The 14059-nt window shown below is 74.5% G+C and carries 14 protein-coding genes; 12 read left to right on the forward strand and 2 right to left on the reverse strand.

The window, feature by feature from the left end:
- The first annotated feature begins 79 nt into the window (after window positions 1–79).
- The 5 genes from C1N71_RS02705 to C1N71_RS02725 all read left to right on the forward strand — a co-directional run bounded on the left by C1N71_RS02705 (window position 80) and on the right by C1N71_RS02725 (window position 5541).
- Entirely contained in the window at window positions 80–1309 is a 1230-nt protein-coding gene (locus C1N71_RS02705; RefSeq protein WP_137755008.1) for a hypothetical protein, read from the forward strand.
- Window positions 1306–2427: a hypothetical protein gene (locus C1N71_RS02710; protein WP_137755009.1), complete on the forward strand. Its 1122-nt coding sequence runs from the start codon at window positions 1306–1308 to the stop codon at window positions 2425–2427. Before C1N71_RS02705 ends, C1N71_RS02710 begins: the two co-directional genes overlap by 4 nt.
- 58 nt (window positions 2428–2485) lie before the next feature.
- The gene (locus tag C1N71_RS02715; protein ID WP_137755010.1) at window positions 2486–3391 is read left to right on the forward strand and encodes a 1,4-dihydroxy-2-naphthoyl-CoA synthase; all 906 of its coding nucleotides are present in this window, start codon (window positions 2486–2488) and stop codon (window positions 3389–3391) included.
- A gap of 13 nt (window positions 3392–3404) precedes the next feature.
- Window positions 3405–4430: an AMP-binding protein gene (locus tag C1N71_RS02720; protein ID WP_137755011.1), complete on the forward strand. Its 1026-nt coding sequence runs from the start codon at window positions 3405–3407 to the stop codon at window positions 4428–4430.
- A 112-nt stretch (window positions 4431–4542) separates the two neighbouring features.
- Window positions 4543–5541, forward strand: a complete 999-nt coding sequence (locus C1N71_RS02725) for a 1,4-dihydroxy-2-naphthoate polyprenyltransferase (RefSeq protein WP_137755012.1) — start codon at window positions 4543–4545, stop codon at window positions 5539–5541.
- A 15-nt stretch (window positions 5542–5556) separates the two neighbouring features.
- On the opposite strand, the gene C1N71_RS02730 is transcribed toward C1N71_RS02725, so the two are convergent.
- Window positions 5557–5955, reverse strand: coding sequence for a DUF4229 domain-containing protein (locus C1N71_RS02730; protein ID WP_175414065.1), 399 nt, complete (start codon window positions 5953–5955; stop codon window positions 5557–5559).
- A 67-nt stretch (window positions 5956–6022) separates the two neighbouring features.
- On the opposite strand from C1N71_RS02730, the gene C1N71_RS15225 reads away from it, so the two are divergent.
- Genes C1N71_RS15225 through C1N71_RS02750 form a run of 4 tightly spaced genes read left to right on the forward strand, consistent with a single transcriptional unit; the run spans window position 6023 to window position 9567 of the window.
- Window positions 6023–6481, forward strand: a complete 459-nt coding sequence (locus C1N71_RS15225) for a PLD nuclease N-terminal domain-containing protein (protein ID WP_254678069.1) — start codon at window positions 6023–6025, stop codon at window positions 6479–6481.
- A complete protein-coding gene (menD, locus tag C1N71_RS02740) occupies window positions 6474–8087 on the forward strand; it encodes a 2-succinyl-5-enolpyruvyl-6-hydroxy-3-cyclohexene-1-carboxylic-acid synthase (protein ID WP_254678070.1) in 1614 nt (537 codons plus the stop codon). Before C1N71_RS15225 ends, menD begins: the two co-directional genes overlap by 8 nt.
- A 32-nt stretch (window positions 8088–8119) precedes the next feature.
- Window positions 8120–8980, forward strand: coding sequence for a PPK2 family polyphosphate kinase (locus C1N71_RS02745; protein WP_137755016.1), 861 nt, complete (start codon window positions 8120–8122; stop codon window positions 8978–8980).
- The gene (locus C1N71_RS02750; RefSeq protein WP_137755017.1) at window positions 8977–9567 is read left to right on the forward strand and encodes a hypothetical protein; all 591 of its coding nucleotides are present in this window, start codon (window positions 8977–8979) and stop codon (window positions 9565–9567) included. The genes C1N71_RS02745 and C1N71_RS02750 overlap by 4 nt, the downstream gene beginning before the upstream one ends.
- A gap of 9 nt (window positions 9568–9576) precedes the next feature.
- On the opposite strand, the gene C1N71_RS02755 is transcribed toward C1N71_RS02750, so the two are convergent.
- On the reverse strand, window positions 9577–10824 hold the full coding sequence (locus C1N71_RS02755) for an isochorismate synthase (RefSeq protein WP_217496031.1): 1248 nt from the start codon (window positions 10822–10824) through the stop codon (window positions 9577–9579).
- Window positions 10825–10903: 79 nt separating this feature from the next.
- On the opposite strand from C1N71_RS02755, the gene C1N71_RS02760 reads away from it, so the two are divergent.
- The 3 genes from C1N71_RS02760 to C1N71_RS02770 are packed head-to-tail and all read left to right on the forward strand — an operon-like array spanning window position 10904 to window position 14051.
- Window positions 10904–11650, forward strand: a complete 747-nt coding sequence (locus C1N71_RS02760; protein WP_254678071.1) for a class I SAM-dependent methyltransferase — start codon at window positions 10904–10906, stop codon at window positions 11648–11650.
- Window positions 11647–12654: a polyprenyl synthetase family protein gene (locus C1N71_RS02765; RefSeq protein WP_137755019.1), complete on the forward strand. Its 1008-nt coding sequence runs from the start codon at window positions 11647–11649 to the stop codon at window positions 12652–12654. The genes C1N71_RS02760 and C1N71_RS02765 overlap by 4 nt, the downstream gene beginning before the upstream one ends.
- 29 nt (window positions 12655–12683) lie before the next feature.
- Window positions 12684–14051: an FAD-dependent oxidoreductase gene (locus C1N71_RS02770; RefSeq protein WP_137755020.1), complete on the forward strand. Its 1368-nt coding sequence runs from the start codon at window positions 12684–12686 to the stop codon at window positions 14049–14051.
- Window positions 14052–14059: the final 8 nt, after the last annotated feature.

Here is a 14059-nt window from a genome sequence, read left to right on the forward strand (position 1 = left end):
GCCAGCCGCCGTCGGAGCGCGTCTGGCATGCTCGCGCCATGGATGCGCCGACGCCGGGACCCGCGAGGATCGGTGCGTCGTGAGCGAGCGCATGCCCGACTTCGCGATGCCGAGCGACGAGGAGCTCGCCGCCGAGCGTCGCGCCGAGGCGATCGCGAGGGCACGGGCCGCCGATCCGACGTCGGCGCTGCGCGACGAGCTGGGGCTCGAGCCCGAGCCGGTCGACGAGGGGGCCGTCGCGCGTGCCGCGAGCGCGGAGGCCGGCGCTGCGGACGCGACGCCGGCGGGTGCGCTCGCGCCGCCGGATCCCGCGACGCGGATCGATGGACGGCCGGGGCGGCGCGGACTGCGGCTCGACGCCGCGCGTCGGGCCGTGCGGCGGCGAGCGCTCGCCGTCGCGCGCAACCCCGTCGTCGCGTTCGCGGCCGGCGCCGCGCTCGTCGCGGCGGGATTCCTCGCCGCGCCCGCGCTCACTGCCTGGACGGAGCGCGGCTCGCAGGCGGAGCTGGAGCGCATCGTCGAGGAGTACGCCGCGGCCGTCTCCGAGGGCGACCTGGAGGCCGTGCTCGCCTTCCATCGCCCGGAGGACGGCACCACGTCGACGGCGCTGCTCGACGCAGGCGTGATGCCGACCGCGCCGGCGAACGTCACGTGCGACGTGCCCGAGCCGAGACCCGGGCGCGACGTCGCGATCGCCCGCTGCACCCTCGGCGTCGCCGGCTACGGCGGCATGGCGCCCGGCGCGCAGCTGCGACTCGAGCGCATCGACGGCGCATGGCAGGTGACGGCTGGGCTCGAGCAGCCGGCCTGGATCGCCGAGTCGATGTTCGAGGTCGTCGCCATCTCGGGGGTGCCCATGGCCGACGTGCTCGACCGCCGAGTCCTCCAGTACTGGGCGCTGCCGGGTGGCTACGAGGTCGAGACCCGCACCTCCGAGCTCATCGAGCTCGCCGATCTCGGCGGGCTCGTCGTCGCCGACGGCGGCGGCGGGCTCAGCGTGTACGCCGAGCCGGGCGACGTCATCGTCGCCGCCGCCGAGGCCGCCGCGCTCGAGTTCGCCCAAGCCTGCGTCGTCGACGCCGCAGCGGCCGCGGCGTGCGGCATCGTCGTGCCGCCCGACGGCCGGACGCTGTCGACCACGCTCTCCCAGCAGAGCTGGGGCCAGGATGCGACCACGATCGGCATGGGCGTCCGGGTGTCGGGCACCGGGGCCCCGGCGGCGCCTGTCGTCGAGGTGCTCGTGCGCTTCGCCGACGACTGGGAGACGTACGAGCTCGAGGTCACGGGCGTGACGGAGACGTACGGGTGAGCGAGCGGATGCCCGACTTCGCGATGCCGAGCGACGAGGAGGTCGCGCGGCAGCGAGCGGAGGCGGAGGACGCGGCGCGCGAGGCGGCGATGCGCGCGGAGCTCGGGCTCGCAGGCGACGCTGACGCGCAGCCGTCGGCGGTGCGACGCGACGAGCCGGACGCGACGCGACGCGACGAGGCGGATGCGGCCGAGCGCCCCGTGACGCGGCGTCGGCGCGCGCTCGCCCTGGCACGCAATCCCCTCGTCGCCTTCGTCGTGGGGGCCGGGCTCGTCGCCGCGGCCTTCGTCGCCGTGCCGGCGATCCAGCGCCAGTCCGAGGCAGGGTCGCTCGCCGAGCTGCAGCGGGTCGCGGACGCCTACGTGCAGGCGCTCGAGACCGGAGATCTCGAGACGGCGACGCGCATGGCGCCGCCGGACGACGAGTACGGAGACGTCTCGCTGCTCGACGTCGCACCCGTCGAGGGGGCCTCGTACGAGTGCCGCGAGCCCTCGGTCGACGACGACGTCGCGACGGTGTCGTGCGCCGTGACCGTGCCAGGGCTCGGCGCATCCAGCGCGCCGCTGCGGATGCGACTCGTGCGCGGCGACGCCGGCTGGGGCATCGAGACCGGGCTCGCCGTCGCGTCGCCGCTGTTCGTGGCGCTCGCCGAGGTCGACGGCATCGCCGGCGAGCCGCTCCCCGACGGCCTCGCGATCGGCGAGGACCCGCTGTGGCTCTACCCGGGGAGCTACGAGCTCGACGTCACGACGTCGCCGCGGCTCGACGTCGTCGACCGCACGCTCGCCGTGCTCGGCGACGGCTTCTTCTGGTTCGGCGGCGCGCAGCCGGGCGCCGAGATGCGCGACGAGCTGCAGGCCGCCGCGGTCGACTACGTGGCCGCCTGCGCCGAGACCGCGGCCGTCGGCTGTCCCGCCGTGGAGCCGCTCGCGCCCGGCGAGCGGCTCGAGGCCGTCTCCGACGGCTACTCGTCGTCGATCGGCGAGCGGGACCTCGTCATGGGCGTGCTCGTGCGGAGGATCGGCGGCGCGCCGGATCAGTGGACGATCGAGGTGCGCGCGGTGTTCGCCGACGACCTGCAGTCGTACGTCGTCGTGCCGTCCATCCCCGCGTTCTGACGTGCTCGCAGCCAGGAGGACGGCGAGCCGCGTCGGCCCTCCGGCGTAGGCTGGGGAGGTGACCGTCTCCGAGCTGTTCGACCCGAGCGCGTGGGTGGTCTCGCCCGAGTCCGAGGGGTTCGCCGACGTCACGTCGCACCGCTCGCATGACGGCCGCATCGCCCGCATCGCCTTCGACCGACCCGAGGTGCGCAACGCCTTCCGGCCGTCGACCGTCGACGAGCTGTACCGGGCCCTCGAGGCCGCGCGCGTCGACTCGCGCGTCGGCGTCGTGCTGCTCACCGGCAACGGTCCGAGCCCGAAGGACGGCGGGTGGGCCTTCTGCTCGGGCGGCGACCAGCGCATCCGCGGCCGCGACGGCTACCGGTACGCCGAGGGGGAGTCCGCCGAGACGATCGACCCGGCGCGCGCGGGCCGCCTCCACATCCTCGAGGTGCAGCGCCTCATCCGCTTCATGCCGAAGGTCGTCATCGCCGTCGTGCCCGGCTGGGCCGCGGGCGGCGGGCACTCGCTGCACGTCGTGTGCGACCTCACGATCGCGAGCGCCGAGCACGCGCGCTTCAAGCAGACGGATGCGGACGTCGGCTCGTTCGACGCGGGCTACGGGTCCGCCTACATGGCGCGCCAGACGGGGCAGAAGTTCGCCCGCGAGGTCTTCTTCCTGGCCCGCGAGTACTCCGCCGAGCGCGCGCTCGCCGCCGGCGCGATCAACGCCGCCGTGCCGCACGCCGAGCTCGAGACGACCGCCATCGAGTGGGCGCGCGAGATCCTCGGCAAGAGCCCGACCGCGATCCGCATGCTGAAGTACGCCTTCAACGCCGTCGACGACGGGCTCGTCGGCCAGCAGCTCTTCGCCGGCGAGGCGACGCGCCTCGCGTACGGCACCGACGAGGCCGTCGAGGGCCGCGACGCCTTCCTCGAGAAGCGCGACCCCGACTGGTCGCCGTTCCCGTGGGCGTTCTGATGGGGCGGCGCTGATGCCCGAGATCGTCGCCACGAGCGGCTCCTCTGGCGTGCCGAAGCAGGTCGTGCTCTCCGACGACGCGATCGCGGCCTCGACGGATGCGGCCAACGAGGCGCTCGGCGGCCCCGGCCAGTGGGTGCTGTCGCTGCCGGAGTCGTTCATCGCCGGTCGCAACGTCGTCTGGCGCAACGCGGCGTCCGGAGCGCCGCTCGTGCGCACCGAGGGCTCGTTCACGGCGGAGGCGTTCGTCGCCGCCGTCGAGTCGCTCGAGCACGACCGCCGCTACACGTCGCTCGTGCCCACGCAGCTCGCACGCCTCGTCGACGCGGCGCAGCTCGACCGCTCGTTCATCGCACCGATCCGACGCCTCGACCGGATCCTGCTCGGCGGCCAGCGCGCGCCGATCGGCCTCATCGAGCGCGCCGCGCGGCTGGGGTGGAAGGTCACGCGCACGTACGGCATGACCGAGACGTGCGGCGGCTGCGTGTGGGACGGGCGGCCGCTGGGCGCCACGAAGGTGCGGCTCACCGACCAGATCGAGATCTCGGGACCGCATCTCGCCGACGGCTACACCGATCCGGAGCTCACCGCCCGGCGCTTCGTCGAGGACGCGCGCGGCACGCGGTGGTTCCGCACGGGCGACGCGGGCTCGCTCATCGGCGGCCAGCTGCAGGTGTCGGGGCGCATCGACGACGTCATCGTCTCGGGCGGCGTCAACGTCTCGCTCGCCGCGGTCGAGCACGTCGTGCAGGTGTTCGCGCCCGACGCGGTCGTCGTGGCGGGCCCGGATGCCGAGTGGGGCGAGGTGCCCGTCGTCGTCACGACCCTGCGGCCGGACCTCGCCGAGATCCGCCAGGCCGTGCAGCACGCGCTCGGCAAGCCCGCGCGCCCCAACCACGTCGTCACGGTGTCGGTCATCCCGACGACCCACACCGGCAAGCCCGATCGCAAGCGCCTCGCGCGGCTCGTCGCGAGCCGCATGCGGCAGCGGCGCAGCTCGTGGTGGCGCTCGACGCCGTCCGCGCCTCGCCCGCGCTGACCTCGTCGAACCCGCACGTGAGCGGGTCCTCGCGTGCATCCTGCACGGGCGTGCCCGCTCGCGTGCGGCGTCGACGAGCCGACGTCCCAGCGACCGCCGGTACCCTCGACGCGTGGCGAAGACGAGCGCAGCACCGGGCGGACGCAAGCAGGACGAGCGCGCTCGCGCGCGCTCCGGCAACCCCGCCAGGCGCGGCACCGCCGTGCGCGCCGCGAAGCAGCCGCCGACCCTCGGCGACTGGGTCGCTGCGACGAGGCCCCGCACGCTCTCGATGGCGGTCTCCCCCGTCGCGGTCGGCGTCGGCGCCGCCTACGCGGCCGAGGGGTACCACCTCGTCATCGCCCTCCTCGCCCTCGCGGTCGCCGTGCTGCTGCAGATGGGCGTGAACGTCGCGAACGACTACTCCGACGGCGTCCGCGGCACCGACCTCGAGCGCACGGGCCCGCGCCGCATCACGTCCTCCACCGCCGTCGACCCCGCTCGCGTGCGCACGGTCGCGATCGTGCTGCTGGGGCTCGGCGCCGCGGCGGGCGTCGCGCTCGCGGTCGTGTCGCAGCAGTGGTGGCTGCTGGCGGTCGGCGCCGCCTGCATCGCGCTCGCCTGGCTCTACACGGGCGGTCCGCGGCCCTACGGCTACTACGGGCTCGGCGAGATCGTCGCCTTCCTCGTCTTCGGCATGATCGCCGTCAACGGCACCGTGTTCGCGATGCTCGGCCGCTGGACCGAGGACTCGCTCGTCCTCGGCGCGGCCATGGGCTGCTTCGCCGCCGCGCTCATGCTCGTGAACAACCTGCGCGACGTCGACTCGGACCGGGCGGCGGGCAAGCGCACGATCCCGACCCTCATCGGACGGGTCGCGGCCAAGGTGCTCTACGGCATCCTCATGCTCGTGCCGTTCGGCATCGTCGCGATCTACGCGCTCGCGCTCGCCTACGGCCCCTTCGTGCTGCTCGTGCTCGTCGTCGCGCTGCCCGCCGTCGTGATCGTCGCCATGGCGCGCACGACGCGCGACTACGTCACGGCGCTCGGCCTCACGTCGCTCGCGACGCTGCTGTTCGGCCTCGGCACGGCGGTCGCGCTGTGGGGCGGCATCACGGGCTTCGCCCTCTAGCGAGCCCGGGCTCGATCAGCGCTCGCGGCGCTCGTCGTCCCGCGTCGTGCCCTCGACCGTGACGTCGGGGTCCACGGTCGTCGTGGCGACCGTGCCGTCCTCGGCGTCGTTGGACGGCGCGGGATGCGACGGACCGGTCTCGTCCTCCGCATTCGCCGCCGCGCCGCGCTCGCCGTCCACGGCCTCGTCCTCGACGTCCTCGTCGTCGCGGATGCCCCGCTCGCCGCGTCGACGCGCGATCTCGGCGCTCACGGCCTCCTTCTGCCTGCGCAGGAAGACGGCGCTCGCGGCGAAGGCGAAGAGCAGCGCCACGACGAGCGCCACGTACCAGGGCACGCCCGCCGCGAGCAGGATCGCGAACGGCAGCACGAACAGCGCGGCACGCAGCAGGGCGTAGGAGACGATGGCACGCACGGCACCAGCGTACGCGCGCCGCGGAACGCCGGGCATCCCCATAGGACCGGCGCGTACAGTGTGCCGCATGGCCCGCTTCTACATCATCGGCGGCATCCTCGCCGTCGCGATGGCGGTGTACGCGATCGTCGACCTCACCATCACCGACGACCGCCGCATCCGCAGGCTCAACCGCGTCCTGTGGGCCGTGCTCATCGTGCTCGTGCCCGTCGTCGGACCGCTCGGATGGCTGTTCTGGGGCAAGGCGCCCCGGTCGTTCGCGCCGCCGCAGGGGCCGGAGGACTCCAAGGAGTTCCGCACGCAGACGGGCACCTGGGTGAGCGCCGACGAGTCGGATCGCCGCATCGCCGAGCTCGAGCAGCAGCTCGCGGCGCTCGATGACGAGGAGCTGGCGGACCGCTCGCGTCGCGTGCAGCCCGAGGTGCCGGACGACCAGGCCGAGGAGCCGGGCGAGGAGGGCGTCGGGCCCGCCGATCGCACGTCCCCGTCGACCGACGAGCGCGACGACGACTCGCGCCGTGGCTGACGCGGCCGCAGCCTCCTACGCCGACCGACTGCTCGCAGCCCTCGTCGACGCCGGCGTGCACGACGTCGTCGTCTGCCCAGGATCGCGGTCGCAGGCGCTCGCGCTCGCCGCAGCGCGGCTCGCGCGCGAGGATCGGCTCGCCCTGCACGTGCGGATCGACGAGCGCTCCGCCGGCTTCCTGGCCGTCGGCCTCGCGCGCGAGACGCGCGCACCCGTCGCGATCGTCGTGACGAGCGGCACCGCGGTCGCCGAGCTGCACCCCGCGATGCTCGAGGCGCACCATGCCGACGTGCCCCTCATCGCGATCACCGCGGATCGTCCCCCAGAGCTGCAGGGCATCCGCTCGAACCAGACGACGATGCAGCCGGGCATCTTCGCCCACGCTGCTCGCGCCGTCGTCGTCGCCCTCGCGGACGCGGAGGCGACGCCCGAGGCCGATGCCGTGCGCATCGTGACGGAGGCGCTCGGCGCCGAGGGCGCGCGCGAGCCCGGCCCCGTGCAGCTCGACGTCGGCTTCCGCGACCCGCTCTCGGGCGGCGACGCGCATGCGCACACGCCCGTCGATCGCGTCGTCGCCATGCCCCGCGAGACGCACGCCATCGCCCCGGAGCCCGGCACCGTCGTCGTCGCGGGCGCGGACGCGGGGCCCGCGGCGTCGGCGCTCGCGATCGACCTCGGCGCACCGCTCGTCGCCGAGCCGTCGTCGAGCGCCCGGTTCGGCCCGAACCTCGTCGTGCCCGACGTCGTCGCCTCCGAGCTGGCCGACGAGGTGCGCCGCGTCGTCGTCGTCGGGCACCCCACGCTCACGCGCGTCGTGACGCGGCTCGTGCGCCGCGACGACGTCGAGGTGGTCGTCGCCGGCCGCCGCGGGCTCGAGAACGTGCGTGGGACGGTCGTCGAGGGCGACCTCGTCGTCGAGGGGGAGCCGGGCGAGTGGGCGCGCGCATGGGTGGGGCGCTGGGTGCAGGCGTCGCGACGCCTGCTGGATGCGGACATGGCTCCGATCCCCGGTGCCGACCTCGCGCGCGATCGCTACGCCCGCGCGGTGCTCGAGGACGCGCGCCGACCGGTCACGCGGGCGATGCTCGCGCGCGCCGTGTGGGAGCACACCTGGCCGCACGACCGGCTCGTGCTGGGGGCATCCCGCCTCATCCGCGTGCTCGACCGCACCGTCGGCGGCAAGCCGATCACGGTCCATGCCAATCGCGGCCTCGCGGGCATCGACGGCACGGTGTCGACGGCGATCGGCGTCGCGCTCGCCCACGACCGCGCAGGCGGTCGCGGCGTCACGCGCGCCCTCATGGGCGATCTCACGCTGCTGCACGACGTCGGTGGCTTCCACGTGCCCGCCGACGAGCCGCGCCCGCGGCTCCAGATCGTCGTCGGCAACGACGGCGGCGGCACGATCTTCGACGACCTCGAGGTCGCGGGCACGGCCGACGTCCGCGACTTCGCGCGCGTGCAGCGCACCCCGCAGTCGGTCGACCTCGCGAGCCTCGCCGCCGCGTACGGCTGGCAGCACGTGCTCGTGGAGGATCGAGCCGGGCTCGAGCGGGCGCTCACGAGGGCCGCGAGCTGCCTCGTCGAGGTGCGGCTGGCCGAGTGAGCCGCACGGCTCGCGTGGCTAGGCTCTGCCGCATGAGCGCGATCCCCGCAGCCGTGGCCCACGCCGGCGGCCCCATCCGTCTCGCCGACGTCGACCCGCGCGGCACGCCCGGATTCGACGGCGGCAAGGCCGCCGGACAGGCGCTGCTCGCCGAGCGCGCCGAGCACCTCGCGAGCCTGCAGGAGCGGCTCTTCGCGGCGTCGACCGCAGGCGACGAGCGGCGCGTGCTGCTCGTGCTGCAGGGCATGGACACCGCGGGCAAGGGCGGGCTCGTGCGGCACGTCGTGGGCTCCGTCGATCCGCAGGGCGTCGCGATCGCCTCGTTCAAGCGCCCGACGCAGGAGGAGCTCGCGCACGACTTCCTCTGGCGCATCGAGCGCGCGCTGCCGGGGCCCGGCAGGATCGGCGTCTTCGACCGCTCGCACTACGAGGACGTGCTCATCCACCGCGTGCGGGGGCTGTCGTCGCCTGAGACGGTCGAGGAGCGCTACGGCCGCATCGTGGAGTTCGAGCGGCGGCTCGTCGCCGGCGGCGTGCACGTCGTGAAGGTCATGCCGCACATCTCGTACGAGGAGCAGGGTGCGCGGCTGCTCGAGCGGCTCGACCGGCCCGACAAGCACTGGAAGTACGAGCCGGGCGACGTCGACGAGCGCTCGCTGTGGCCCGACTACCAGCGCGCGTACGAGATCGCGATCGAGCGCACGGCGACGCCCGACGCCCCGTGGCACGTCGTGCCCGCCGATCGCAAGTGGTACGCGAGGCTCGCGGTGCAGGAGCTGCTCGTCGCAGCCCTCGAGGCGATCGATCCGCAGTGGCCGGCCGCGGACTTCGACGTCGACGCCGAGCGCGCGCGCCTGCTGGCCCTCGGTGGCGTGCCGGAGGGCCCTGCGTGAGCCTGTCGATCTGGGTCGGGGACACCGCGCTCGGCGACGAGGGCTTCCGCGTCGCCGTCGGTGACCGCCTCGACTGGATCGTCGTCGACGACGAGCTCGAGACCACCCGACGCTGGGCCGGTGGACGGGCGATCGATCACGTGATGGACCCCTTCGAGCTCGCGGGAGCCCCGAGGATCGTGCGACGCGTGCGAGGAGTCGTCGAGGGCGTGGAGTCCATGCGGCTCGACGTCGATCGCCGCGGCGAGGCGATCGACGGGTCGCAGCGCTTCGAGGCGATCCGATCCACCGGCGAGCGGTCGTGGGGCATGTGCGAGGCGCATCGCGTCGCCGGCTTCGTCGTCGTCGCGGATGCGTCGGTCGAGGATGCCGGCGAGGCCGCGCGTCGCTGGTCGCCGTGGTTCGACGGGTCGGAGCCGCCCGAGCAGGACTGGGCGTCGGATCCGCCGGGACCCGACTGGAGCGCCATCCCCACTCCCGTGCTCCCGCTGCCGGACGGACGTACGACCGCCGTGTACGTCTCCTACGACGAGCCCGCGCACCCCGAGCTGTGGTGCAGGCACCCCGCGCACCGACGCCGACGCTGAGGCGCGTGCCTACTCGAGCACGGGGCGCGGCGGCAGCGGGTCGCCGAACGCGTCGACGATGGGGCGCAGCTTGATCGCCGTCTCGGCGAGCTCGTCCGCCGGCACGGAGTCCGCGACGATGCCGGCGCCCGCGAACGCGCGGATCGCGCCGTCGGCCGACACCTGCGCGCCGCGCAGCGCGATCGCCCACTCGCCGCCGCCGGCCGCGTCGAGCCAGCCCACGGGGCCTGCGTAGCGCCCGCGGTCGATGCCCTCGAGCGCCGCGATGCGCGCGAGCGCGTCGGCGCGCGGCGTGCCGGCGACGGCGGCGGTGGGATGCAGCGCGGCGAGCGCGTCGAGCACCGTGCCCTCGAGCGTGCCCGTGATGTCGGTGGCGAGGTGCCAGAGGTTCGGCAGCCGCAGGGGATAGGGGCCGCTCGCAGCCAGGTCGCGGCTGATGGGTCGCAGCGACTCCATCGCCGACTCCGCGGCGAGGCGGTGCTCGCCGAGGTCCTTCGCGCGCTCGGCGAGCGCCTCGGCGGCCTCGCCGTCGAGCTCGGGCGTCGCACCGCGGGCGGCGGTGCCGGCGAGCACGCGCGTGAAGCAGCGACCGTCGCGTGCGGCGACGAGCATCTCCGGGCTCGCGCCGAGCAGTCCGTCGACGGCGTACGTGATGGCGTCGGGGTAGCGGCGCCGCAGCCCCAGCAGCGCGCTGCGCAGGTCGGCGCCCGCGGGCAGCTCGCCCACGAGGTCGCGCGCGAGCACGACCTTCTCGAGCTCGCCGGCCCGGATGGCCTCCACCGCCTCGGCGACGATCGCCGCGTAGCGATCGGGACCGATCGCGCCCGGCGTCAGCGTCACGCGCACGTCGTCGACCTCGCGCCGCGGCGTCGGCTCCGGCAGCGGCTCGTCGTCGACGGCGATGCGCGTCGTCCACGCGTCGTCGCCGCGCCGACCCTGCACGACGCGCGGCACGATCAGCACGCTCTCGGCCGCCGAGTCGTCGGCGAACGCGAACGTGCCGAAGGCCACGAGCCCCGAGCCGTGCGCGCCGACCTCGTCCTGCACGTCGGCGTCCGCGACGAGCGCCTCCCACGCTGCGGCGGCATCCGCGATGCGCGTCGCTCCGGACACCGTGATGCGCAGCGCCTCGCCCACGCCCACGAGGCCGTCGCCCGAGCGTACGAACGCGAGCGGGGAGCCGGCATCGGCGTACGCGATGAGCCGACCATGGGCGGCGCGCGTCGTGACGACGCGCAGTCGTCGCTGCGCCTGCACGGCACCCACCCTACGCGCGCCCGTCCACCCGCTCGCGCGCGGGGACGGGCTGGATGCGCGCCACCGTAGGATGGATGCCGTGGGGGCAGCGGACCTGGGCAAGGACCCGAGCGAGGTCGCGGAGATGTTCGACGCGACCGCGAAGCGCTACGACCTCATGAACTCGCTCTTCACGCTCGGCAACGACCGCATCTGGCGCATGCAGATGAACCGCGCGGTCGCGGCGCAGCCGGGCGAGCGCATCCTCGACGTCGCGGCCGGCACCGGCACGTCGTCGGCGCCGATGGCGAAGGCGGGCGCGCTCGTGACGGCCCTCGACTTCAGCGAGGGCATGATCGCCGAGGGCCGCCGCCGGTATCCCGAGATCGAGTTCGTGCACGGCGACGCGCAGGACCTGCCCTTCGACGACGAGACGTTCGACGCCGTCACGATCTCCTTCGGGTTCCGCAACGTGCAGGATCCGAAGGCAGCCCTCGCGGAGTTCTACCGCGTCCTCAAGCCCGGCGGACGCCTCGTCGTGTGCGAGGCGTCGAAGCCTCCGCTGCGCATCGCCCGCGCCGGCCATCGCGCCTTCCTGCGCACGGTGCCCGTCGTCGGTCGCGTCTCGTCGAATCCCGACTCGTACCGCTACCTCGTCGAGTCGATCGAGGCGTGGCCCGACCAGCAGACCCTCTCGCGGTGGATCCGCAGCGCCGGCTTCACGCGGGTCGCGCACCGCGACCTGACGATGGGCGCGGTGGCTCTGCACCGCGGCCGCAAGCCCACGGAGCAGACGATGCGCATGGACATCATCGAGCGACCGGCCGCCGACGAGGCGACGGCGTGAGCGGCCTCGCCGCCTCGCTCGGGATCTCCCTCGACGAGGCCGCCGGTCCCGAGCGCGAGCTCGTCGACGCACTCGAGGACGGACTGCGCCGCGTCGAGCACGCGCTCGACGCGGACGTGGCGCTCACGGACCCGGTCGCCGACGCGATGACGCGGTACCTCAAGGACGCGGGCGGCAAGCGCACGCGCCCGATGCTCCTCATGCTCGCCGCGCAGCTCGGCGACGGCATCACCGATCGCGTCGTGCAGGCGGCAGAGGTCGTCGAGATCACCCACCTGGCGAGCCTCTACCACGACGACGTCATGGACCGCGCCGCCATGCGCCGCGGCGTCCCGGCCGTGCACGAGGTGTGGGGCAACTCGGTCGCGATCCTCGCCGGCGACCTGCTGTTCGCGCGCGCCGGCGCCGTCGGCGCGCGGCTCGGCTCGGAGTTCGCCGCCATCCATGCGCACACGTTCGAGCGGATGTGCCTCGGACAGCTCCACGAGACGATCGGGCCGCAGGGCGCCGACCCCGTCGAGCACTACATCCGCGTGCTCGCAGACAAGACGGGCTCGCTCATCGCCTCGGCCGCCGAGCTCGGCGCGCTCGTGTCGAACGCCGACCCCGCGTACCGGCAGCCGCTGCGCGACTACGGCGAGCGCATCGGCGTCGCCTTCCAGCTCGTCGACGACGTGCTCGACCTGTCGTCGTCGCCCGAGACCGGCAAGGTCGCAGGCACCGACCTGCGCACGGGCGTCATGACGCTGCCGCTGCTGCGCCTGCGCGCCGCCGCCGCATCCGACGCCGACGCCGCGGCGCTGCTCGCCGACATCGACCGCAAGGGCGACGACTTCCCCGACGCCGTCGCGAGGCTGCGCGAGCACCCCGCGACGCTCGACACGCTCGCCGAGGCGGAGCGCTGGCGCGACGGCGCGCACGAGGCGCTCACGGCGCTGCCCGCGGGCCCCGTGCGCGACGCGCTCGACGCGTTCGCCGCATCCCTCGTCACCCGCACCCGCTAGTCGCGCGCCGCGCGCTCGAGAGGACCTCCATGCCCACCACGCTCCGCGTCGCCGTCGTCGGCGCCGGTCCCGCAGGCATCTACGCCGCCGACATCCTCAAGAAGGCCGTCGCCGAGCAGGGCGGCGAGGTGTCGATCGACCTGTTCGAGCACCTGCCGGCGCCGTACGGCCTCGTGCGCTACGGCGTCGCCCCCGACCACCCGCGCATCAAGGGCATCATCTCGGCGCTGCGCGAGGTGCTCGAGTCGGGCGTCGTGCGGTTCTTCGGCAACGTGCGCTTCGGCGTCGACATCCAGCTCGAGGACCTGCAGCGCCACTACAACGCGGTGATCTTCGCGACGGGTGCCGTGAAGGATGCGCCGCTCGTGATCCCCGGCGTCGACCTGCCCGGCTCCTACGGCGCCGCCGACTTCGTGTCGTGGTTCGACGGCCACCCCGACGTGCCGCGCACGTGGCCGCTCGAGGCCGAGGAGATCGCCGTGCTCGGCGTCGGCAACGTCGCGCTCGACGTCGCTCGCATGCTCGCGAAGCACCCCGAGGACCTCATGCCCACCGAGGTGCCCGCGAACGTCGTCGAGGGGCTCGAGGCGTCGCCCGTCACCGACGTGCACGTCTTCGGCCGCCGCGGCCCCCTCGACGTGAAGTTCACGCCGCTCGAGCTGCGCGAGCTCGGCGAGCTGCGCGACGTCGACATGGTGCTGTACGACGAGGACTTCGGCGTCGACCCCGACGAGGAGGCCCGCAAGGCCAACAAGCAGATCCTCGTGATCTCGCGCGTGCTCGACCAGTGGCGCCAGCGCGAGACGGGCGCGGCATCCCGTCGCCTCCACCTGCACTTCTGGTCGCGGCCCGTCGAGGTCGTCGGCGACGACGGCGTGACGGCGCTGCGCATCGAGCGCACGCGACCGGATGGCCAGGGCGGCATCGAGGGCACGGGCGAGCTGCGCGACGTGCCCGTGCAGGCCGTGTACCGGGCCATCGGCTACTTCTCGTCGCCGCTGCCGGGCGTGCCGTTCGACGAGCTGCGCGGCGTCATCCCCAACGAGGCCGGCCGCGTCGTCGACGGCGTGCGCCCCGTGCCGGGCGTGTACGCGACGGGCTGGATCAAGCGCGGACCCGTGGGCCTCATCGGTCACACGAAGTCCGATGCGAAGGAGACGATCGAGCAACTGCTCGCCGACGAGCTCTCGTGGTGGACGCCCGAGGACGCGAGCCCCGAGGCCATCCCGGCGCTGCTCGCCGAGCGCGGCGTCGACTGGACCGACATCGCCGGCTGGATCCGCCTCGACGAGCACGAGATCGGCCTGGGCGAGCCGCACGGCCGCGCCCGCATCAAGGTCGTGCCGCGCGACGAGATGATCGCGATCTCGCGGGCGACGGAGCGCGCCGAGCGCTGACCCGCGGT

It is taken from the genome of Agrococcus sp. SGAir0287, from assembly GCF_005484985.1.
Lineage (GTDB): Bacteria > Actinomycetota > Actinomycetes > Actinomycetales > Microbacteriaceae > Agrococcus.